A 21,239-nucleotide genomic window follows, 5' to 3' on the forward strand; every position below is an offset into this window, starting at 1 on the left:
TGGTGGCCCGGTATTCCGGTGCGCGAGCGCGGTTTTGCGGCTATTTGGCGTACATCAGCGTGCCGAAGCCGAGCTGGTCGTAGCCGCCGCTGGTGGAGCCGTAGTCACCTCCCCCGCCCTCGGGGGCGACCGAGAAGCACATCTGCGAGATGTACTTGTCGTCCAGGTAGACGCGCCGGTTGTAGTGGTAGTGGAGCATGGCCCACACCGGGCGCACCTGGCCGCGGGAGGCCGAGGAGATCACCGTCTGCGACTGCTGGGCGCAGTTCTGCCCGGTGCCCCAGGTGTAGGTGGTGAAGGGCACGTCCATGCCCAGGTTGTACTTGGCGACGTACTGGGCGCCCTTCATGAAGCGGCGGCCGTCGTACGCGTAGAGGTCCTCTCCCTGGTTCCAGGCCATCTCGCAGATCGCGCCCATCTGGCCCATGCCCATGACGGTGTGGCCCTGGTCGCGGCCGGACTCCTGCCACTGGCCCAGCGCGTAGCCGTCCGCGTCGGTGTACAGGTACGGCACGGCGTGCGCGATCGAGCCGTTGCCCGCGCCGGACTTGAAGTACGTGACGGCCTGGTCGTACTTGGCGCCGTCGTCGTTGAGGATCCCGATGGCCAGGACGGAGGCCATGTTGCACAGGTCCCAGTTGGCCCAGTAGTTGGTGATGCAGGCGTCGTTGTGGCCGGTCAGGAACTGGTTGTTGAGCGGGTAGAAGACCTTGACCATCATCTGCTGGAAGCGGGCGAGGTCGAAGGCGGGGTAGTCACGCATGAGTTCCGCCGCGTTGGCGAACTGCCAGCCGTAGAGGCCTGCGGCGAGGAACCGGTCGGCGTTGCCGGTGACCGTCGTGAGCGTCGACGCCCACGCGTTGAGGATCCTGGCGGCGCACTGCGCGTTCGCCTCCGTGCCGCCGACGCGCCAGCGCAGCGCGTTCTGGTAGGCGGCGGCGATGTCGTTGTAGAGGAGGCCGTAGTTCTCGCCGGTGCCTCCGCGGATGATCGTCGCCGTCGCCCTGGGCGTCCAGGTCGACTGCGAGTGGGAGTTGGCGGTCAGCTTGTTCCAGCCGGACAGCCAGGGGTCGTCGCCCGCGGCGACCCTGATCTTGGCCCGGTTGATGTCGCCGGCGTTGTGCAGCATGCCGGGGTGGGTGAACGCGGCGGGCGCCGCGTCCGCCGCGGTGGCGGCGAACGTGGAGCCCAGCGCGAGTGCGGCGGTGAGACCGCCGGCGGTCCGGAACAGACCGCGGCGGCTCAACTCGGTTTCCTGGAGGTGCCCGTGGGGGGATGTGCGGCTCGTGCGGCTCATTGCTGTGCATCTCCGATCTGTGGGGAGATCTAGAGGGGCGTGATGCTCACCCCTTCGAACTGCGCGGTGCCGAGGGCCAGGGGGCTGCGGGAGCAGACCACGAGGCCCACGTAGTAGGGGGCGTCACCGAAGCCGGGGACCTCGCCGGAGGCGAGGGCGGTCCAGGTGGCGCCGTCGTCGGTGGAGACGTAGGCGGTGAAGGCGGTCCCGGTGCGCTTCAGCCGCAGGTGGGAGGGGACGGCGACCGTGCCGTTGCCCGTGAAGGTCGACCGTCCGGCCACGGTCGTGCGCAGCATGAGCTGTGCCGTGGTCCCGCCGGTGACGATCGCCCCGGCCGCCTGGTCGAACGGCGACAGCGACTTGGCCATCAGCAGGCCCACCCGGTCGGCGGTGGCTCCGGTACGGGAGACCAGCCGGGCGGTGACCTCGCAGTCGCCGGTGACGGGCCGCCGTACGAACTGCCCTGTCATTCCCTGGTTGTTGACGGTGAGGTCGGTGCCGGCGCCCCGCACCACGAAGGTCCCGTCCGCGTGCGAGGTGCTGCCGGGCGTACGGATCGCGACCACGCCGAGCGTCCCGAAGGCGCGGTCGTCGAGGACCACGTCACCGAGGTCGCCGTAGGTCCAGGGGGCGGGCGGGGGTGTGCCGACGGTGAGGGCGAGGGTGCCGGTGCCGTCTCCGGCCGCGTTGCCGACGGTGGTCGTGATGGTGAACTCGCCGGTCTCGGTGGGCGTTCCGGAGATGAGGCCGGTGCGCTTGTCGATACGGAGTCCGTCGGGCAGGCCGTCGGCCGTGAAGCGTACGGGCTCGTGCGAGCCACGCAGCAGGTGCCGGAAGGCGACGCCCTTGTTGGCGAACACGGTGGTGGCGGAGGTGGGTTGGGGGACGGCGGGTGTCGGCATCTGCGCGGCGGCGGACTCCGACAGCGGGCCGCGTCCGGCGGTGTTGGTCTTCGCGACGGCGTAGTGGTACGTCGTCCCGGGCGTCCCGGTCGCGTCCGCGTACCGGATGCGAGTGCCGGACCCGACCGGGCCGATGCCGGTCGCGACGGTCACGTACGGGCCGTCGGCGTCGGTGGCGCGCAGCACCTTGTAGCGGGCGGAGAGGTCGGGGTCGGTCCAGGCCAGCCGGACGGCATCGGTGCCCGCGGTGGCCCGCAGGTCGCCGGCCGCGCGGGCCGGTCGGGGCACCGACCACACCTCGCCGGACGCGGAGGTGACGCTCACGTTGTCGAAGGCTCCGGTGCCGGTCTCGGCGTACTCCTCGTCGACGCCGAGGCAGGAGCTGAGGACGAGTCCGGCGTATGCGGTATTCGGCATACCGTCGACCTGGGTGCGACCGACTTCTGTCCACCGTATGCCGTCCGGCGAGATCGCCCCGGTGCACCACCGGCCCTTGCGGGTCACCCGCACCCAGTAGGGCGCGCGCAGCCGGTAGCCGTCGCCCGCGCCTTCCACGTACGGCGCCTCCAGCGGGGTCGCCGACTCGGGCAGGGCGCCCAGGCTGGAGATCGGGAAGGCCGCGGCCGTGGTGATCGCCTGCTGCTGAGAAGGCGGCACGGGCGTACTGCCGGTGCCGGAGACCTCGCCTCCGGTGGACGGCCGCACCGAGAACACCCCGCTCCAGGTGTGCAGCGGCAGCCCCTGGATGAGCATGGCCGCGTGCGCGGCGTCCGCGTCCAGGGAAGCCCGGACGGTGACGCCGATCTTGGAGTACTGCGAGCTGAGCGGCCACACGATCCGCGCGGTCACCGTGCCGTCGCCGCGCAGCGGCAGATGGACGAAGCGGTAGGTGTCGGCGGTGCCGGACGCCTCCAGCACGAACCGCTCGCCGTCGAAGGCGGCCGAGCCGGGGATCTTCACGGCCCCGACGTCGCGGGTCGCCCAGGGTTCGGGGAGACCGGCGGACGCGGAGGCGGGACTCGAATCCCCGCTGCTGCCAAGGGAGTTGGTGGCTGTGACGGTGTAGTGGTACGTCCGTCCCGCGCGCACTGAGCCGTCCGTGTAAGTCGCCTTGTCGACCCCGGTGGCGATCTCCTCGTACGGGCCCTCGGGGCCGGTGGCCCGGCGGACGGTGTACGTGCTCGCCCACGCGGACGGCAGCCAGCTCACGGTGACGGACGTGCCGTCGCCGGTGGCCGTGACGCCCGCCGGTGCCGTGGGCACGGCCGGCGCGGGGGCCTTGGTGCCGGCGTAGGCGAAGGTGCCCCAGCTGGGCAGGTCGTCGTTGCTGCCCTCGACGAAGCGGGCGCCGCCGGTGCCGCGGAAGACGGCCGCCTTGGTGTACGGGGTGTCGAGGCCGCGGACGCCGGCGTAGTGGGCGTAGGCCATCTCGTAGACCGGGGGCAGGTTGCCGCGGCCGACCGCCGATACGGTCTTCTTGACGTACTTGCCGGTGCGGTCGAGGTCCGGGACGAAGGGGACGTCGCCGCCGAGGTTGTAGCGGGCGGCGTACTCGAAGTTGGCGAGGATGCGGTGGTCGTCGTGGCCCCACAGGTCGACGCCCTGGTTCCAGGCGACCTGGGCGAGGTCGCCGGTCAGGCCGACCGCGAGCTGTTCGTGGCCCTGGTCGCGGCCGCTCTCCTGGCCCTGGCCGGCGTCGGTGACGATGCGGTGCGGGATGCTGCCGTTGCCCGCGCCGGCGGCGGCGAAGCGCAGGGCGTCCTCGAAGAGGGTGGGCTCCTCGCAGAACACGCCGATGGCCAGGATGGTCTGAAGGGCCGTCAGGTCCCAGTTGCCGTTGGCGTAGAGCATGTAGCCGGACACGGCCGGATACCAGACGCCGAGGAAGGACTCCTCGCAGCGGGCGATGTCCTCGTCCGCCCATCCGTCGTAGCCGGTGTGGCGGAGGAGTTCGGCGGCGTTGACGAACTTGAACGCCTGGAGTCCGGCGCCGAGCGGCCCGTCGGCGCCGGTGACCATCGCGAGCGAGGCCGACCAGGCGTTGAGGATGTCGCGGGCCTTGTCGGCGTGGGCGCGGTTGCCGGTGGCGCACCACATCAGGGCGTTCTGGTAGGCGGCGGCCGAGTCGGCGACGGCCTGGTTCTGGAAGTTGGTGGGACCGCGGCCCCAGGAGGTGATCTGGCCGGTGTTCTGGATCGGGTACGTCGCCTGCGAGCGGGCGTGGGCGGCGAGGGCGAGGTAGCCGTCGTAGACCGGGGATTCCTTGGCGGCGACGGCGGCCTTCATACGCGATATGTCGTCGACTGTATGCAGTAGGCCGGGGTGTGTGAACTGTATGCGACGGGTCTGGTGGCCGGCCGCCCGGGCGGTGCCGGGCGCGAGCAGTCCGCTCGCGCCCGCCACCAGCAGCAGGGCCGCCGTGCCGCCGAGGAAGTTCCGGCGACTCGGAGCAGATGTGATCATGACGCGGCGGCCGCCTCGGCGGTGGTGAGGAACTTGAGGTTCGTCACGTGCTCGTTGACGAACATGGGCACGCCGTCCGAGGCCAGATACCACCTCGGCTTGCCCGTGCTGTCGGCGATCACCCTTCCGTTGACGCGGAGGTTCTCGAAGGTGACGTCCTTGATCGCGTGCTCCGCGTCGAGGCCGGCGATGATCGAGAGGTCGGCGTTCTTGCCGTTGTAGCTGAGGTCCTTGATGTAGACGGACTCGATGGCGCGGCCTGCCGACGTGTTGTACTTCGGGTTGTACTCGACCCGCATGTGGATGAGCTGGCCCCAGCGGAAGTCCTCCACGCGGATGTTGTCGAACTTGACGTCCCGGACGATGTTGCTGTCGCCGACCATGAAGGCGATGGCGCCCTGGTAGGTCACCTGCGGCTCGCGGTGGTCGAGGATGTCGATGTTCTCGTAGCGCAGGTTCTCCAGCACCTCGGGGGTGTCGGAATTGCCGTGCACGCCGATGTTGATCGGGTGGGCGACGTCGGCCCAGAGGGAGCAGTTCTTGACGGTGATGTTGCGGGTGTCGCCGTAGAAGTCCCAGCGGTGGGTGTAGAGGGCGACGCAGTCGTCGGAGGTGCGCAGGAAGCAGCCGTCGATCGTGACGTTCTCGGAGCAGTAGAGCTGGATGCCGTCACCCCAGCCCTGGTGGCTGAAGGCGCGCAGATTCCTGATGGTGAGGTTTCTGGACTCGGCGACTCTGATGTTCTCGTACCGGGGGTTGAGGATCGTGGCGCCGTCGATCGTGACGTTCTCGCACTTGCGCACGAAGACCGCGCCGCCGGTCGCGTCGTAGATCACGCCGCGGCCGATCAGACGGGAGTTCTCCACGCCCTCGAAGATCACGTTGGAGGTGAGGACTGCGCCCGGGGCCAGGTAGACGGTGGTGCCGCTGGGCACCTTCAGGGTTCGGTCGGGGTGGGTGTGCAGACCGGGCCCGAAGTACATGACCTTCTTGTCGCCCTCGGTGGGCACGTCCTGCTCGATCGGGTTCGCGAACAGGTGCAGGCAGTCGAAGATCTTGTCGTCGATCTGGACGACGAGGTTGCGGGGCCGGTCCAGGGTGAAGCGCGCGGTGCTGCCGAGCACCTCGGGCTTGATGCCGTACGAGTCCGGGCGGATGCGGACCTTCTCGCCGCCGCCCGGGTTGTACGTGACCTCGACCTCGACGGTGCCGGAGAAGTCGAAGGCGGCCCAGGAGGAGCTCTGGGCCTTGTTGCTGCCGGTGTTCGCGTCGATCAGCGCGAGCTTGGCAAGGTAGACGCCGACCTTCTGCCAGGTCCCGCCGAGCGGCCGGACCTTGACGGTGAAGGAGTTGTTGACAGGCACCTGCGGAAGGGTCGGGTGGATGACCACGCTGTCGCCGGTGGTGCCGGTCTCCGCCGCGGCGGCCTGCGTGGTGCCCGCGATGCTGCCGGCCAAGCCGGCGGCAGCGATGACACCGGCGGCCTGGAGGGTGGTCCGGCGTGACAGGGGCGTGTTCATGCGTATCTCCTTGCAAAGGGTTGGTAAGAAGGCCTACTTGAGGCCGGTGGTGGACATCCCTGCGACGAAACCGCGCTGGGCGATCAGGAAGATCAGCAGGATCGGGACGACGTACATCACGGACGCCGCGGCCTGGAGGTTGGCGACCGGGGTGCCGGCCGAGGTGACGTACGTCGACATGACGGCGACGGCGAGCGTCGACTTGTCGGTCGACAGCAGGAGTTGGGGCGCGATGTAGTCGCCCCAGCTCCAGGTGAAGGCGATCACGAAGCTCGCGGACAGCACCGGCCAGGACTGCGGCAGGAAGATCCGCCAGAAGATCGTGGCGTAGCCACAGCCGTCGATGATCGCGGCCTCCTCCAGCTCGCGCGGCAGGCCGGCGAAGAACTGCCGGAAGAGGAAGACGAGATACGGGGCGGCGGCCAGGCCCCACAGCACCCACGGCCAGTAGGTGTCGACCATGCCGAGCTTGGCGAAGATCAGGTAGGTCGGCAGCAGGGTGATGAGCTGGGGCAGCATCATCGAGCCGAGCAGGATGCCGAACAGCGGCTTCTTGCCGGGCGCGTCCAGTCGGGCGAATCCGAAGCCGACCCAGGCCGAGCTGAGGGTGACCAGGGTGGCGTAGATGGTCGCGATGATCAGGGAGTTGCGGGCGTAGCCGAGGAAGTCGATCAGGTTGAAGGCGTCGGCGAAGTTGTGCCACTGGAAGTCGGTGGGCAGCCAGTGCACGGGCGACGCGGCCAGTTCGGCCGGGGTCTTGAGCCCGGTGAGGATCAGCCAGCCGACCGGACCGAGGAACAGGCCGGTGAGGGAGACGAGAACGGTGTAGAGGACAAGGCGGTTCACACGGATCCGCACTCGGGGCGTGGACGCCGGGGGCTGCACGGGCAGGCTGGTGGCTGTCACTTCTTCGCCTCCGGGTCGACGTTGTAGAACACCACGCCGGACGTGAACTTGAAGATGAGTCCGGTCACGATGAGGATCAGCACGAAGAGCACCCACAGCAGTGCGGAGGCGTAGCCGTAGCGGCCGAGCGCGAAGTACTGCCCGAACACGTGCATCATGTAGAGGTAGTTGGACTGCGGCAGTGCGGTGACGCCCGCGGTCGTGCCGTCCGGGGTCAGCAGCAGCGGCATGATGGTCTGCACCGAGGCGATCACGCCGGTCACCGTCTGGAAGAGCAGCACCGGCGAGAGCAGCGGCACGGTGATGCTGCGGAAGGTCCGCCAGGCGCTCGCCCCGTCGATGCGGGCGGCCTCGTGGAGTTCGCGGGGCACGTCCTGGAGCCCGGCCAGCGAGATGATCATGATATTTCCGGCGGCCCACAGCACGCTCATCAGGAGCACGTAGCGGGCGTAGGGGTCGGCGAGCCAGCCGAGGGCGTCGAAGCCGAACAGGGTCAGGGCGCCGTTGGCGGCACCGGAGTTCTGGTCGAAGAGCGCCTTGAAGGCGAGGCCCACACCCACCGGCGGCACCACGGCCGGCAGATAGAGCAGGGTGCGGAACAGACCGCGGGCCGTGATCGGCCGGTTGACCAGGACCGCGAGCCCGAGCCCGGCGATGATCGACAGCGGCACCGAGGTCAGCGCGAACAGGCCGGTGCGGCCGAGGGAGTCCCAGGTCGTGGAGTCGGCGAGCAGCTCGGTGTAGTTGCCGAACCCGACGTAGCGCCAGTTGGGCGAGATGCCGTCGAAGGTGGTGAAGCTCAGCCACAGCGCGTACGCCATCGGCACGATGGTCAGCAGCAGGAACCCGATGATCCAGGGCGAGGTGAACATGTAGAAAGCCCGGTGCCTGCGTGCGGTCATGGAGGTCCGGGGCCGGTCCGAAGCCGGCGCCCGGCCGGCGCCCGTGGCCGGGCCGGGCGGCCGCTCCGCGACGGAGGAGATCTGGTCGACCGTCATCCCACCTGCTCCTTACCGCGCTTGAGCTGCTCGTTCATGACCGAGTTGAGGCGTCCGGCCAGGGTGTCGACCGACATCTGTCCGTTCATCGCGGCGGGGGCGAACTGGTTGAAGAGGGCGTAGAGCGAATCCGCCGTGGCGTACGGCGTGAAGGCGATCACCGAGAAGTGCTTCAGCTCGGCGTTCTGCACCTCCAACTCCCGCTTCTGGTAGTCCTCCTGGGCCGGCATAAGCGGCCGCAGGGACTTCAGCGTGGGGATGCCCCAGCCGCCGGACGCGCGGCCCTTGGCCGGCGCCTCACCGAAGAACCACTCGAAGACCCGCCAGGCGGCGTCCTTGTTCCGCGCCTTGCTCGGCATCCAGAAGCCAGTGCCGGCCTGGCAGGGGCTGACCCGTGCGCCACCCCGGAAGACGGGGGCTGGGGCGAGGCGGGAGACCGGCGCCAGCTTCTTGTCGGCGTTGATCAGACCGCCCAGCCAGTAACCGCTGCCCGACATGGCCATCCGGTTCGCCTGGTAGGTGGGCCCGTCCCAGGCGTTGGGGTCGGGCTGGATGATGCTCGGCCCGACCTTCGTCCGGCCGTAGTCGATGTACCAGCCCAGCGCCTTGCGGGCCTCGGGGGTGGTGAAGTCGATCCGGGAGAAGTCGTCGCTGAAGAGACTTCCGCCGGCGGCCGCCGTCAGGCTCGCCAGGAGGTTGGTGGTGTTCACGCCGTTGTAGCTGCCGCCGAAGACGGTGGTCTGGCCGTTCTTGCGCTGCGTGAGCCGCTTGGCGGTGTCCAGCCACTCCTCGAACGTGACCGGCTCCAGCTCCGGCGGGTAGTCGACGCCCGCCTTGTCGAAGAGCGAGGTGTTGTACCAGAACATGGAGTCCTGGGAGAAGTCCTTCGCCATGCCGTAGCGCGGGCCCTTGCCCTGGGTGCGGCCGTCGAAGCGCCACAGGTCGTTGACCGGGTCCAGGTCGTCGAGCCTGAGCACCGTGCTCCTGGCGAAGTACGGGTCCAGGTCCTCCATCACCTCCCGGGCCGCGAAGTACGGCGCGTCCGTGGCACCGACACCGCGCACCAGGTCGGGTGGGTTGCCGTTGGTCATCATCCCGATCAGCTTGGTGAGGTCGTACCGCACCGTGACGATCTTGACGCCGAGGTCCTTCTGGGCCTGTTGGACCAGTTCCGGGGAGATGTCGTCGGGCTTGGCCATCAGCGTGACGGTCTCGCCCGGGCCGCTCACCCCGGTGGACACCTGGAGGGCGCAGCCGCTGAGCGCCGCCGCGCCGGCCGTCGCGCCACCTGCGGAAAGGGAGAGAAAACGGCGGCGGCTCAGGGGGGCACCGGCATGTGGGCGCATGAACGCACCACCTCCTGCTCTGTTCCGTTCGGGATATCGACCAAAGATCGGCTCGCCGATCGCGGCGGCCGGTCCGCCGACTGGTTCGTCGCCGGTTCATCGACCGGTTCGGGCAACCGATTCAGCAGCTGGATCGGCGACTGTTTCGGCAACCGGTTGTCGTGCGTTGGGGCAGAGCTTCTTCCTGTCCGGAAACGGCGTCAAGAGTCTTGACGAATTTTCGAAAAGACTGTGTAACCTCGGCGTCATGGGCCGACCGGCCGAGCCAGGCCGGTGGAACGCGGCCTGATCTGCGGCGGAAACGGGAGCGGGGCGGTGTTTCCGGTGCTGCGATCTCGGGAACCGGTTGCCCAGCCTTGGACCCCAGCACCTTGGACCCCCAGCCCGACCGCCCGATCTCCGCCCGGAGCCCCGCACACGCTCCCGGGGGCCGCGGCGATGGCCACCCGCGGCACCCGATGGCGAGCCGCGGTAAGCGATTTCAAGACATCCGGCACTCCGGACCATCGGCCAACCCGACCGACGCCCGACCAACGTCGTCTTCACCACTCCCTCCTGCCGATTGACCGCCCGTCATCGCCAGATCTACGGTAGAAGACGCTTTCTGAAAATGTTTCCATCCAGTGTGTCAGGAGAGACATGCCCAGCCCGCAGCCACCCAGGGCCGTGTTCGCCATGGATCCGGTACACCTCCCCCTGCTCTTCCCCCCGCCGCTCATGGCCCGGCTGACGCAGGCGGCCGACCTCGACCCCGCACTCGTCGTACGGGACTTCTCCGATCCGACCGCGGCGGACGCCCTGGCCCGGGCCGAGTTCCTGATCACCGGCTGGGGCTGCCCCGCCCTCGACGCCGACGTCCTCGCCGCGGCACCTCGGCTGCGCGCGGTCCTGCACGCCGCGGGCTCGGTCCGTTCGCTGGTCGGCGAGGAACTGTGGAAGCGCGGGATCGCCGTCTCCAGCGCGGTGACCGCCAACGCCCTGCCGGTCGCGGAGTACACCCTCGCGATGATCCTGCTCGCCGGGAAGGACACCTTCACCCACCGCGAACGCTTCCGCGCCACCCACACCTACCCGACCCCCACCGACACCGCGCACACCGGCAACGTCGGCCGCCGCATCGGCGTCATCGGCGCGTCCCGGGTGGGCCGCCGACTCCTCGAACTGCTCCGGCCGTTCGACTTCTCGGTGCTGCTGCACGACCCGTACGTCAGCGCCGCCGAGGCCGCCGCCCTGGGTGCCGAGCTGCTGCCGCTGGACGACCTGCTCAGACACAGCGACATCGTGTCCCTGCACGCCCCCGACATCCCCGAGACCTACCGCATGCTCGACGCCGGCAGACTCGCCCTGATCAAGGACGGCGGCGTCCTCATCAACACCTCCCGCGGCGCCCTGATCGACCACGACGCGCTCACCGACGAGCTGGTCTCCGGCCGACTGCACGCGATCCTCGACGTCACCGAGCCCGAGCCGCTGCCCGCGGGCTCCCCGCTCTACCGGCTGCCCAACGTCTTCCTCACCCCGCACATCGCGGGGTCGCTCGGCAACGAACTGGAACGGCTCGGGCAGATCGTCGTGGAGGAGCTGGAACGGCTGGTGGCGGGGGTTCCGCTGACTCATGAGGTACGGCACTCGGACTTGGCGCGAGTTGCGTAGTCATGGGTGACGGTCGGTCCGCCCATCCGGCACCCGGGCCGCTGCGTTCGATGGCTCGGTCGCCTACGGGGCGCCCAAGCCGGTGCCGGGAGCCCGACCGTGCTCAGCCCTTCGGGCCTCCGCGCTCCCCCACTCCCGGCTTCGCTCGAGCGGGGGGACCCCCATGGTCTCTCGACGCCGGCGCGCCCCTTCGGCTCCCTCGCGGCCGACGCGTGGGGACAGCGGGACCTGGTGGGCCCTTGCCTTGTGCGGCCTCATCGGCTCAGCGCATCCGGCGAGGACCGGTTCCCCTTGTCCGGCGAGGATCGGTTCCCCTCCCCCGGCGGAAACCGTCGGCGGAAACCATGGGATACGGTTTCCGCACCGGCGCTGAGCCGGGCCCCCGACCCTCCGCTGGAATGCCCGGGCCACGGTCGTCCGGCGCAGCAGTCGCAACGATGAAGGAGCCGCAACGGTGAGTCAGCGCAAGGCGGCCGGTGACGCCGGACGGGCCACCATCCGCGACGTGGCGGAGCGTGCAGGGGTCTCCGTGGCGAGCGTGTCGCGGGTCCTGTCGGGCAACTACCCGGTCTCGGAGGAACTGCGCCGCCGGGTGATGAAGGTGGTCGGCGACCTGGACTACGTCACCAACGCCCACGCCCGCTCCCTCGCCGGCGGCGGTACGCCGACGGTCGCGATCCTCATCAACAACATCACCGGCGCCGCGTTCGCCCACGTGGCGAAGGGCGTCGAGGGCGCGGCCACCCTACGCGGCTGGCTGTCCCTGGTGGGGACCACCGGCGACGATCCCGAGCGGGAGCTCGCGCTGGTGAATCTCATGCGCCAGCAGGGCGTCGCCGCGGTGGTGTTGCTCGGCGGCGCCTACGACTACGACGAGTACCAGCTGCGTATGGCCCGCTTCGCTCGCTCCCTGGACGCGGCCGGCTCTCACCTGGTTCTGGTGGGCAGGCCGCCCCTGGAGGGCGACGTACCGGCCACGACGGTCGACTACGACAACGAGGGCGGCGCCTACGCCATGGCCAGCCATCTGCTCTCGGCCGGCCACCGCAAGGTCCTGGTACTGCCGGGCCACGCCGAACTCACCACCGCACAGGGCCGGCTGAAGGGCGCACGGCGGGCCTTCGAGGCGTACGGCGTGCCCTTCGACCCGGACACGGTGCGGCACGGGCCGTACGACTACGAGCACGGGTACGAGGCCGTCGAGGACAGTCTGCGCGACGGGCTCGACTTCACCGCGGTGCTGGCCGGGACCGACGTGGTCGCCGCGGGCGCGATGCAGGCGCTGCGCGCGGCCGGGCTCAGGGTGCCCGAGGACGTCTCGATCGTCGGCTACGACGACATCCCGCTGGCGTCCCAGCTCACCCCCCAGCTCACCACCGTGCACGTGCCGTACGAGGAGATGGGCCGGGTCGCGCTGCGCGCGGTCGCCGACCGGCGGGAGGGCGGCGGGGGCCGCCGCAAGGGCAGCGACGGCGACCATCTCGTGCTGGGCACCCATGTCGTCGTACGGAACTCGGTGCAGCCGCCTGCCCGGCGGAGCTGAGGCAGGCAGCGAGCACCGCAAGCAGATCGTTTCGTAAACGTTTTCTAGAAGTTTTTGACGGAGTCCCCGGTCCGCCGGGGACACCTGTCGAGGTCCGCCCAAGTTCCCTCGCCAAGCTGCTGACCTGCGTAGATCTTGCTCGGTCCGGCCCCGTCGGGTGTGCACCCGCACATAACCCTACGGACAAACCGGCGTAACAAATTGGCGCGCACCTCTTGCTATGAGCAGGATCGCCGTCCTACCGTCCCAGCAACCGCTTACTACATCTTCTGCTTGGCCGACCCCCCGCAACCGCGAGCCGATGGTTTCCGGCCGCCGTTCCCGGCCGGCGCCGAGACGCCGTCTCTCTTCCTCTCCTCCCTGAGTCGCCCTACTTTTCGAAGGAACACGGTCATGAACTTCACCAGCCCCCGGAGAAGGTTCGCCCGCGCAGCCGTGGCGGGACTCGCGTTGTCAGGTCTGCTCTCCGCCTGCGGCGGATCGGACTCCGGCGACGACGCCAAGTCGTCCGGCCCGGTCACCCTGCCCTTCTGGGGCTGGGCGAACGGCCAGGAGGCCGTCGTGAAGGCGTTCAACGCCTCGCACAAGGACGTCCAGCTCAAGTACACCAAGGTCACCGACCAGCTGACCATGCAGAAGCAGCTGACCAACGCGGTCAAGGCCGGCAACGCGCCCTGCCTGCTGCAGAACACCGGCGAGTACGTCACGAGCTGGGTGTCGCAGGGCGCCCTTGCCGACATCACCAAGTACGTCGAGTCCAGCAAGGACAAGTTCAACCCCGGCTCGTGGGCCGTCGGCCAGGTCCAGGGCAAGGTCTACGGCATCCCCACCAGCTCGGCGCCGGCCTTCACGATCTACCGCACCGACGTCTTCGAGAAGTACGGTCTGAAGGCGCCCGCGACCTGGGACGACTTCATCGCCGCCGGCAAGGAACTGAAGAAGCACGACATCAAGATCACCAACTACGCCGGTGAGGACCCGAGCACCCTGGAGGTGCTCGCCATGCAGGCCGGGGCGCACTGGTACGCGATCGACGGCGGCTCCTGGAAGGTGGACTTCCAGGACGCGGGCACCCTGAAGGCCGCCAAGGTGATCCAGGAGATCATCGACAACGACCTCAACTCCAAGCTCTCCTTCGCCGACTACGCGGCCGTCCAGCGCAACTACGACGACGCCGGCACCGTGACGCGGCAGATCTCCACCTGGCAGATGTCCGGCATGGTGCAGAACTTCACCAAGTCCTTCGGCAAGTGGGCGCTGGCCCCCTGGCCGGCGTTCACCGGTGAGGCGCCCAAGACTCCTGCCGGGACCAACCAGAGTGGCGGGCTGACGCTGGTGACCGAGCAGTGCAAGAACAAGGAACAGGCCGCTCAGGCGGCTCTGTGGATGTCCACCGACGCCGGTGCGGTCAAGACCATGGCGAGCCCGGAGACCGGCAGCGGCGTGATGCCCGCGGTGGCCGACAGCAGCTCGTACGTCCCGGAGGCGATCCCCGAGAAGCTGCTGGGCAAGAACTACGGGCCGGCCGAGAAGGTCGTGACGGACAGCATGAGCACCATCACCGACGACTGGACGTTCGGCCCGAACTGGACCGCGATGTTCACGGAGATGCAGGACGAGTGGGCCGCGGTCGTCGGCAAGAAGCAGAAGGTCACCGACCTGCTCGCGCACATGCAGGAGTGGACGGTCAACGACCTGAAGCAGCGCGGCATCAGCGTCAAGGGCTGAGGCACACTTCATGATTCGCTCGCAGCGCTGGAAGGGTGCCGCCTTCACGGTGCCCTTCCAGCTCGGCTTCGTCTTCCTCTACCTGCTTCCGATCGGCTACGCGATCCACCAGTCGCTGTACCTGGAGAAGCAGTCCGGACTCGGTCTCGGCGGCTCGACCACGGAGTTCGTCGGGCTGGAGAACTACCAGCAGGGCCTGACCGACTCGGCGTTCATGACCTCCATCCTGAGGGTGGTGCTGTTCGCCTGTGTCCAGATCCCGTTCATGCTGCTCGTGAGCCTGATGCTGGCGCTCTGCCTGGACGCGGTCACCTCGCGGGTGGCCGGCCGGTTCCGGATCCTGCTGCTGGTTCCCTACATGATCCCCGGCGTGGTCGCGGCCATCGTGTGGATCAACCTGTACAGCCCGGCGGTGGGTCCCCTGACACCGCTCGGCGAGTTGTTCGGGTTCGACTGGAACTTCTTCGCCCCCTCGATGGTGTGGCCGGCCATCGGCAACCTGCTGACCTGGCACGGCATCGGCTACAACATGGTGATCATCTACTCGGCGCTCCAGGGCGTGCCCCGCGAACTGTTCGAAGCCGCGCGGCTGGACGGCGCCTCTGAGCTGCGGATCGCGCGGAGCATCAAGATCCCGTTCGTGCGCGGCGCGCTCGTCCTGACCGCGCTGCTGTCGATCATCCAGATGCTGCAGATCTTCAATGAGCCCGCGCTGTTCCGGAACGTGACTCCGCAGACGATCAGCGACAGCTTCGCCCCGATCATGATCATCTACAACCAGGCGTTCAACGCCGGCAACTACAACTACGCCGCGGCCCTGTCCGTGCTGCTCGCCCTGTTCCTCGGCGTCGCGTCCTTCCTCTTCTACCGGCTGACCTCGAGGGAGGCGGACTGATGGCACTGACGGAAAACCGTACGGAGAACAGCACCGAGCGGCCGCGCGGGCGCACCGTGCGGCGGCTCACCCGCCCGGATCCGGCGGCGCGCTCCCGGGGCGGCCAGCGCTTCCTCCTCGTCGGTCTGGCCCTGGCCAGCGCCTACAGCCTGTTCCCGGTGTACTGGCTGATCATCGCCGCGACCAAGGACCGGGTGGGGCTGTACCAGAGCAACGGGCTGTGGTTCTCCGACATGCACCTGTGGGAGAACCTGCGCCAGGTGTTCACCTACGACGACGGCATCTTCCTGCGCTGGACCGCCAACTCGTTCCTGTACGCGGGTGTCGGCTCCCTGGGCGGCACCCTCATCGCCCTCGCCACCGGCTACGGCCTGGCCCGCTTCGACTTTCCGGGCCGCGGTGCCGTGTTCGCGTGCGTCGTGGGTTCGTTCCTGATCCCGATCGCCCTGCTCACCCTGCCGCTGTACCTGCTGTTCTCGGAGATCGGCATGGTCGACACGCCCTGGGCGATGCTGATCCCCTGCCTGATCAACCCGTTCAGCGTGTACCTCGCCAAGGTGTACACCGAGGCCACGATTCCCTTCGAGCTCCTCGAGGCGGCCCGCATCGACGGCGCCGGTGAGCTGCGGATCTTCTTCAGCATCGTGCTGCGGATGATGACGACCGGCGGCGCGACGGTGTTCCTGCTGGCCTTCGTCAACACCTGGAACGCCTTCTTCCTGCCGCTCACCGTCCTGCGCGGCGAGGAGAACTGGACCCTCAACCTGGGCCTGTACAACTGGTCCGGCAAGCGTCAGGAGTCCGGCGTCGACCTGACGAGTCTCGTCCTGACGGGTGCACTGCTCTCCATCGTGCCGATGGCGATCATGATGGTCGCGATGCGGCGGTACTGGCGAAGCGGCGTGACGATGGGAGCCCTCAAGTGACCGTGCCGCTGGGCGCCTCAAGTGCCCGTGCCGCGGGGACCCCAGAAGCGACCACGACGACGGGAGCCCAGAAGTGACCCGGCTGCACAATCCCGTCATCCGTGGCTTCGCCCCGGACCCCTCCCTGGTCCGCGTGGACGACTGGTACTACGTGGCGACGAGTTCCTTCGAATGGTTCCCGACGATCCCGATCCACCGCTCGCGGGACCTGGCGGACTGGGAGTACGCGGGCCATGTCCGGGGCGCGGCTCCCGGCGACTCGCTGGCCGGGGTACCCGACTCGGGCGGCATCTGGGCGCCCTCGCTGAGCTGGGACGGGGACCGCTTCTGGATGGTCTACTCGATCGTCCGCTCGGTCGGCACGCCGTACTTCGACACGGACACCTACGTCACGACGGCCACGGACGTGGACGGCACGTGGTCCTCACCGCGTCGCATCGCGAGCCACGGCTTCGACCCCGCGCTCTTCCACGAGGGCGGCCGGGTGTGGCTGCTGAACCTGCAGAACGACCACCGGCCCGGCGGCAGGCGCTTCGCCGGGATCGTGCTGACCGAGCTGGACCGGGAGACGCTGAGCCCAATCGGCGACACCCACCTGCTGCTCCAGCACGAACGGCTGGTGGAGGGGCCGAAGGTGGTGCGGCGCGACGGCTGGTACTACCTGCTCCTGGCGGAGGGCGGCACGGGCTTCGAGCACGGGGTCCTGGTGGCGCGCAGTCGCGAGCTGACCGGGCCGTACGTACTCGACGACCGCCCGCTGCTGACCTCCCGGGACGATCCGTCGCTGCCGCTGCAGAAGGCCGGTCATGGTGAGCTGGTCCGGACTCCGGGCGGCGACTGGGTGCTGAGTCACCTGGCGGCCCGTCCGCTGCGGACATCCGACGGACTCCGCTGCACGCTGGGCCGCGAGACGGCGATCCAGGCGGTGACGTGGGACACGGAGGGCTGGCCCAGGATGCGACACGGGGGTGCGCATCCTGCGGTCGAGGTCGACATACCGACAGAGCCACGACCACTGGGCCGACGCGCGGACTCCGCCGACCCGTTGGGCTGGCCCTGGGGCACCCTGCGCGCCGCCCCCGACCCCTCCTGGGCGGACGCCACCGGCCACCCCGGCCGGATCCGGCTGCGCGGCCGGCACGGGCCCGAGTCGTGGTGGGCCCACAGTCTGCTGGCCCAGCGGATCACCGAACACCGCGCCGAGGCCGAGGTCACCGTCGAGGCCCGGCCCCGGACGTTCACGCAGGCCGCCGGGCTGGTGCTCTGGTACAACACCGAGGCGTATCTCGCCCTCGACCTGACCTGGGCGGAGCCCGAGGGCGAGGGGCAGTGCGGCCAGCAGTGGCGGGGCGGCGGGCGTACGGTGCTCAGCCTGGTGGAGCGGGACGAGGCGGGCACGCGTCAGGTGGCGGTCGTGGACGTCGACGCGGACCGGGCGCTCACGCTCGGTGTGACGACCGATGGCGCCGAGGCGCGGTTCTGGTACGTCCGGGACGGTGTGCGTACGCCGGTCGGGTCGCCGCTCGACTTCGGCAGGCTCTCCGACGACCACGGATCGAAGCTGCGCTTCACCGGGGCGATGGCCGGAATCCATGCCGTGGATCTCGTCGACGCGGGGTTCACGGCCGACTTCTCGGGATTCCGTCTGGACTGCCGATAACCGTGTTCGAAGTTTCGAAACCCCGACCCGACGCAGACCTGCGAACCCCCGGCCTCTTCCCGAGGTCCTGCGGCGAACCTAGGGTAGAGAGCGCTTACTATCCGGGGGGCCTCCCGACCCTCGGAAGGAGCGCTGTCGAAACTTTCATGGCCCTCGGGCGGGCCGGAGAGGTGGTTCCCGATGGTCCGTACGGAGAGCGCGAGCGTGACGGCCGGGCCGACCCTGGCGGTCGTGGCCCGCGAGGCGGGGGTGTCCGTACCCACCGCCTCCAAGGTCGTCAACGGCAGGGAGGACGTCGCCCCCGAGACCCGCCGCCGGGTCACGGAGGCGCTGGACCGGCTCGGTTACGTCCGCAGACCCCGCTTCGACGTGGGGAAGGCGTCGGGGCTGGTCGACCTGGTCGTGCACTCGCTGGAGAGCTCCTGGTCGGGTGCGGTGCTGCACGGCGTGGAGGCGGCGGCGCACGACGCGGGTCTCGAGGTGGTGGTGTCGGCCGGCCTGACCAGGACCCGCGCCGGCCGCCCGGAACGCGGCTGGCTCGACAAGCTCATCGCCCGCGGCTCCTCGGGCGTGCTGTTCAACCTGGCCGAGCTGACCGACTCCCAGTACGCCTGGCTGGACCAGCACCGCATTCCGTACGTGATGATCGACCCGGTCCTCGACCCGCCGCCCGGCGTGGTGTCGGTGGGCGCGGCGAACTGGCACGGCGGGGTGACGGCGACCGAGCACCTGCTCGCCCTGGGCCACGAGCGCATCGCCGTCATCGCCGGTCACCAGCGCAAGATGTGCAGCAGCGCACGCGTCGCCGGCTACCGCTCGGCGCTCGCCTCGGCGGGCGTACGCCAGCGTCCCGAGTACGTCCGGCACGCCGGCTTCGACGAGAGCGTCGCCCGCAGCCGCATGCGCGAACTCCTCGACCTGCCCGAGCCGCCCACGGCCGTCTTCGTCTGCTCGGACCGGATGGCCCTCGGCGTCTACGAGGCGCTGGGCGAGCGGGGGTTGACCGTGCCGGACGACATGAGCGTCGTCGGCTTCGACGACCTCCCCGAAGCCCGCTGGCTCACCCCGGCCCTCACCACGGTCCGCCAGCCGCTGTCGGAGATGGCGGCGACGGCGCTGCGGCTGCTGGTGCGGATGATGGACGGGGACCGGCCGGAGAGTACGCGGACGGAACTGTCCACGCGGCTGGTGGAGCGGGCGAGTACGGCGGGGCCGCGGGTCTAGGCGCTTCGGCAGAGTCCGCTCCGGCCGCACCCGGCGGCACACTCACGTACCTACGCCCTTTCGGACGCCTGCATGGGCCACCGACCGCCGGATTCGCTCACTTTTACTCATATACGGAGGGAGGGAACTGGCCGGGTCGGCCGGGCGTCGAAGGATGCGGCGGGGTGGGGGGCCGTTGCTCGGGGGCGGAGCGGCGGCGAGTGCTGGGGGGACGACCATGACACGCTGGCGGCCGCTGCCGGATGCGCTGCCGAGGGAGGCACGGCACCTGGTCGAGCAACTGCGTGATCTGAAGGACCGTACGGGTCTGAGCCTCGCGGAACTGGCGCGGCTGACCGCGTACAGCAAATCGTCCTGGCAGCGGTATCTCAGCGGGACCAAGCAGCCGCCGAGGGGCGCGGTCCAGGCGCTGTGCCGGGTCGCGGGCGGGGACCAGGCGCGGCTGCTGGCGCTGTGGGAGCTGGCCCACACGACCTGGCCGCGGGGAACGGTGGTGTCCGGGGCGGTGGTGCCCGGTGTGGGGATGCCTGGTGCCGGGATGCCTGGTACGGCGCTGCCGACCGGGTCGCCGGAGGCGGCGCCACTGCCGCCCGGCGCCGAGTACCGGCGCTGGCGGACGGCGGCGCTGGTCGCCTTCGCCGTCATCGTGCTGCTGGCGGCGGGGCTGCTGTGGGCACTGCCGGAGGGGGCCGGATGACCCTACGGCCACCCGCCCCCCTCCGGATCAGTACTGTGACTGTGCCCGGTGCTGTCAGCCGACCTTGTCGTAGTACGCGATCTTCCAGGAGCCCGTGCCCCTGAGCTTCACCCGGTACTTGCCGCTGACCCGCTTGAAGGTGACGGTCCGAGCACTGCCCGAGTACTGGACGTTACTGCTCGTGTACGGGCCGTGGAGCCGGCTCTGGGCGGACAGCCAGCAGTCGTCGGTGACGACGCCGTCGTTCTCCGGGATGCCGTAGTGGTTCTGCCACCACTGGGTGGCCGACTCGGTCTCCGGGCCGAACGAGCCGTCGATCTTGTTCTTCTTGAAGGGGTGCCAGTCACCGTCCTCGTCCTCGTACATGGCACCGTCCGCCCACAGGACGGTCTCCCACAGGGCCGTGGCGTTGCTCTGTGCGTAGTCGTCGACGCCGAGGTTCTCCTCGTCCTGCCAGTCGTCGTAGACGTAGCTGTTGCCGTCGATGCCGTGGTAGTCCGCGGCGTTCGCCGCCGGCGCCATGGCCGTTACGGCACCCCCGGCGACCAGCAACACGGCCGACGCCATGGCGACAGCCCGATTGCGCTTGCTCATGCGGTCTTCCTTTCCGAACCGCCGACCCCCGTGGTTCCCCCCTGGGGCGGCTCGCCTCACTTGGCACGACACAGCGTCACGGTCGGACGGCCGCACGGCGAGGCCTGACGGCAAACGTGGACCGGCACGGGACGATCCACGCTCCGTACGGCGACGTCCCCGCGGAGGACGGGCCGTAGGGGGACCAGGTGGGACGGGGTGGGCCGGGCTGGGACGGGGTGGGCCGGGAGGAGCAGGGCCTGAGCCCTTCGTCGCTCAGTCCGCGTCCTTCTCCAGCCGTGCCGCCCACCTGATGCCGCCCAGCAGATGGGCACGGAAGTCCGGATTCTCGTAGGCCTCGGAGGCGTGCCCGAGGGCCGTGTAGAAGACTCGCCCCTCCCCCTGCTCCCGGCACCACACCAGCGGATGGTCGGCCCCCATGCCGCCTCCCTCGTACGACGACTCGTCGACCCGGGCCAACACCCGTACCGCGTCACGAGGATTGGTCCGGAAGTCGTACCACTCGTCGGTGAACTCCCAGACGGCAGGCATGTGTCGGGCCGCCGGATGGGCACGGTCCTCCACGACGACCCGACCCGGCTGGAACTCCGGATGCCGGTCGAAGCGGGCACCGAGGAGTTCGCCGTAGTACGGCCACTCGTACTCCGTACAGGCCGCCGCATGCACCCCGACGAACCCGCCGCCCGCCTCGACATACCCGGCCAGCCGCTCGCGTCCGGCGGGGCTGACAGCTGCCGAGCAGTCGTGAGGCTCTCCGGCTGGGACCGGTGGGTCATGGCGTGCCCTGCCTGGCGTGCGCCCGGGTCTTTGCCTCCGGAACGGGAACGGGAGTTCTCCCATCGAATGCGTGACCTCTGCGTGCGGTGCTCGTTGGGTGCGGTGAAGGA

Annotated in this window: 15 protein-coding genes and 1 pseudogene; 8 read left to right on the top strand and 8 right to left on the bottom strand. The window is 69.6% G+C overall.

Annotated elements, in window-relative coordinates:
* Nucleotides 1-40: 40 nt before the first annotated feature.
* Genes AC5P09_RS28045 through AC5P09_RS28070 form a run of 6 tightly spaced genes read right to left on the bottom strand, consistent with a single transcriptional unit; the run spans nucleotide 41 to nucleotide 9,432 of the window.
* Nucleotides 41-1,297, bottom strand: a complete 1,257-nt coding sequence (locus AC5P09_RS28045) for an alginate lyase family protein (protein ID WP_493876539.1) — start codon at nucleotides 1,295-1,297, stop codon at nucleotides 41-43.
* Between the two features lie 29 nt (nucleotides 1,298-1,326).
* A complete protein-coding gene (locus tag AC5P09_RS28050) occupies nucleotides 1,327-4,662 on the bottom strand; it encodes an alginate lyase family protein (RefSeq protein ID WP_493876540.1) in 3,336 nt (1,111 codons plus the stop codon).
* Nucleotides 4,659-6,182, bottom strand: coding sequence for a glycosyl hydrolase family 28 protein (locus AC5P09_RS28055; protein WP_493876541.1), 1,524 nt, complete (start codon nucleotides 6,180-6,182; stop codon nucleotides 4,659-4,661). Before AC5P09_RS28055 ends, AC5P09_RS28050 begins: the two co-directional genes overlap by 4 nt.
* A gap of 33 nt (nucleotides 6,183-6,215) precedes the next feature.
* Nucleotides 6,216-7,088, bottom strand: coding sequence for a carbohydrate ABC transporter permease (locus tag AC5P09_RS28060; protein WP_493876542.1), 873 nt, complete (start codon nucleotides 7,086-7,088; stop codon nucleotides 6,216-6,218).
* Nucleotides 7,085-8,086, bottom strand: a complete 1,002-nt coding sequence (locus tag AC5P09_RS28065) for a carbohydrate ABC transporter permease (RefSeq protein WP_493876543.1) — start codon at nucleotides 8,084-8,086, stop codon at nucleotides 7,085-7,087. Before AC5P09_RS28065 ends, AC5P09_RS28060 begins: the two co-directional genes overlap by 4 nt.
* Nucleotides 8,083-9,432 carry an extracellular solute-binding protein gene (locus AC5P09_RS28070; protein WP_493876544.1) on the bottom strand — a complete coding sequence of 450 codons (1,350 nt, stop codon included), beginning with the start codon at nucleotides 9,430-9,432 and terminating at the stop codon, nucleotides 8,083-8,085. The genes AC5P09_RS28065 and AC5P09_RS28070 overlap by 4 nt, the downstream gene beginning before the upstream one ends.
* A 639-nt stretch (nucleotides 9,433-10,071) precedes the next feature.
* Between AC5P09_RS28070 and AC5P09_RS28075 the strand changes: the two genes are divergently transcribed.
* The 8 genes from AC5P09_RS28075 to AC5P09_RS28110 all read left to right on the top strand — a co-directional run bounded on the left by AC5P09_RS28075 (nucleotide 10,072) and on the right by AC5P09_RS28110 (nucleotide 19,758).
* Nucleotides 10,072-11,085 (top strand): hydroxyacid dehydrogenase, encoded by a 1,014-nt coding sequence (locus AC5P09_RS28075; RefSeq protein ID WP_493876545.1) that lies wholly within the window; start codon nucleotides 10,072-10,074, stop codon nucleotides 11,083-11,085.
* Nucleotides 11,086-11,539: 454 nt separating this feature from the next.
* Nucleotides 11,540-12,628, top strand: coding sequence for a LacI family DNA-binding transcriptional regulator (locus AC5P09_RS28080; protein ID WP_493876546.1), 1,089 nt, complete (start codon nucleotides 11,540-11,542; stop codon nucleotides 12,626-12,628).
* 393 nt (nucleotides 12,629-13,021) lie between these two features.
* Complete coding sequence (locus AC5P09_RS28085) at nucleotides 13,022-14,356, top strand: ABC transporter substrate-binding protein (RefSeq protein WP_493876547.1); 1,335 nt, start codon at nucleotides 13,022-13,024, stop codon at nucleotides 14,354-14,356.
* Between the two features lie 10 nt (nucleotides 14,357-14,366).
* The gene (locus AC5P09_RS28090) at nucleotides 14,367-15,251 is read left to right on the top strand and encodes a carbohydrate ABC transporter permease (RefSeq protein WP_493876548.1); all 885 of its coding nucleotides are present in this window, start codon (nucleotides 14,367-14,369) and stop codon (nucleotides 15,249-15,251) included.
* Nucleotides 15,251-16,177 carry a carbohydrate ABC transporter permease gene (locus AC5P09_RS28095; RefSeq protein WP_493876549.1) on the top strand — a complete coding sequence of 309 codons (927 nt, stop codon included), beginning with the start codon at nucleotides 15,251-15,253 and terminating at the stop codon, nucleotides 16,175-16,177. The genes AC5P09_RS28090 and AC5P09_RS28095 overlap by 1 nt, the downstream gene beginning before the upstream one ends.
* Nucleotides 16,178-16,250: 73 nt before the next feature.
* On the top strand, nucleotides 16,251-17,837 hold the full coding sequence (locus AC5P09_RS28100; protein WP_493876550.1) for a glycoside hydrolase family 43 protein: 1,587 nt from the start codon (nucleotides 16,251-16,253) through the stop codon (nucleotides 17,835-17,837).
* 180 nt (nucleotides 17,838-18,017) lie between these two features.
* Nucleotides 18,018-19,061, top strand: a complete 1,044-nt coding sequence (locus tag AC5P09_RS28105) for a LacI family DNA-binding transcriptional regulator (protein ID WP_493876551.1) — start codon at nucleotides 18,018-18,020, stop codon at nucleotides 19,059-19,061.
* Nucleotides 19,062-19,278: 217 nt separating this feature from the next.
* Nucleotides 19,279-19,758: a helix-turn-helix domain-containing protein gene (locus tag AC5P09_RS28110; RefSeq protein WP_493876552.1), complete on the top strand. Its 480-nt coding sequence runs from the start codon at nucleotides 19,279-19,281 to the stop codon at nucleotides 19,756-19,758.
* 54 nt (nucleotides 19,759-19,812) lie between these two features.
* Here the strand turns inward: AC5P09_RS28110 and AC5P09_RS28115 are convergent, their stop codons facing one another.
* Together AC5P09_RS28115 and AC5P09_RS28120 are read right to left on the bottom strand one after the other, a co-directional pair.
* Entirely contained in the window at nucleotides 19,813-20,352 is a 540-nt protein-coding gene (locus AC5P09_RS28115) for a peptidoglycan-binding domain-containing protein (protein WP_345567597.1), read from the bottom strand.
* A gap of 255 nt (nucleotides 20,353-20,607) precedes the next feature.
* Nucleotides 20,608-21,081: pseudogene (locus AC5P09_RS28120) on the bottom strand (ThuA domain-containing protein); the annotation flags it as partial.
* Nucleotides 21,082-21,239 lie beyond the last annotated feature (158 nt).

Source organism: Streptomyces sp. a15 (assembly GCF_059026085.1).

Excerpts from the sequence above, each read along its gene's own strand:
- AC5P09_RS28045 (WP_493876539.1), bottom strand. The coding sequence starts at position 1,297 with ATGAGCCGCACGAGCCGCACATCCCCCCACGGGCACCTCCAGGAAACC.
- AC5P09_RS28050 (WP_493876540.1), bottom strand. The coding sequence starts at position 4,662 with ATGATCACATCTGCTCCGAGTCGCCGGAACTTCCTCGGCGGCACGGCG.
- AC5P09_RS28055 (WP_493876541.1), bottom strand. The coding sequence starts at position 6,182 with ATGAACACGCCCCTGTCACGCCGGACCACCCTCCAGGCCGCCGGTGTC.
- AC5P09_RS28065 (WP_493876543.1), bottom strand. The coding sequence starts at position 8,086 with ATGACGGTCGACCAGATCTCCTCCGTCGCGGAGCGGCCGCCCGGCCCG.
- AC5P09_RS28070 (WP_493876544.1), bottom strand. The coding sequence starts at position 9,432 with ATGCGCCCACATGCCGGTGCCCCCCTGAGCCGCCGCCGTTTTCTCTCC.
- AC5P09_RS28075 (WP_493876545.1), top strand. The coding sequence starts at position 10,072 with ATGCCCAGCCCGCAGCCACCCAGGGCCGTGTTCGCCATGGATCCGGTA.
- AC5P09_RS28085 (WP_493876547.1), top strand. The coding sequence starts at position 13,022 with ATGAACTTCACCAGCCCCCGGAGAAGGTTCGCCCGCGCAGCCGTGGCG.
- AC5P09_RS28090 (WP_493876548.1), top strand. The coding sequence starts at position 14,367 with ATGATTCGCTCGCAGCGCTGGAAGGGTGCCGCCTTCACGGTGCCCTTC.
- AC5P09_RS28095 (WP_493876549.1), top strand. The coding sequence starts at position 15,251 with ATGGCACTGACGGAAAACCGTACGGAGAACAGCACCGAGCGGCCGCGC.
- AC5P09_RS28105 (WP_493876551.1), top strand. The coding sequence starts at position 18,018 with ATGGTCCGTACGGAGAGCGCGAGCGTGACGGCCGGGCCGACCCTGGCG.
- AC5P09_RS28110 (WP_493876552.1), top strand. The coding sequence starts at position 19,279 with ATGACACGCTGGCGGCCGCTGCCGGATGCGCTGCCGAGGGAGGCACGG.
- AC5P09_RS28115 (WP_345567597.1), bottom strand. The coding sequence starts at position 20,352 with ATGAGCAAGCGCAATCGGGCTGTCGCCATGGCGTCGGCCGTGTTGCTG.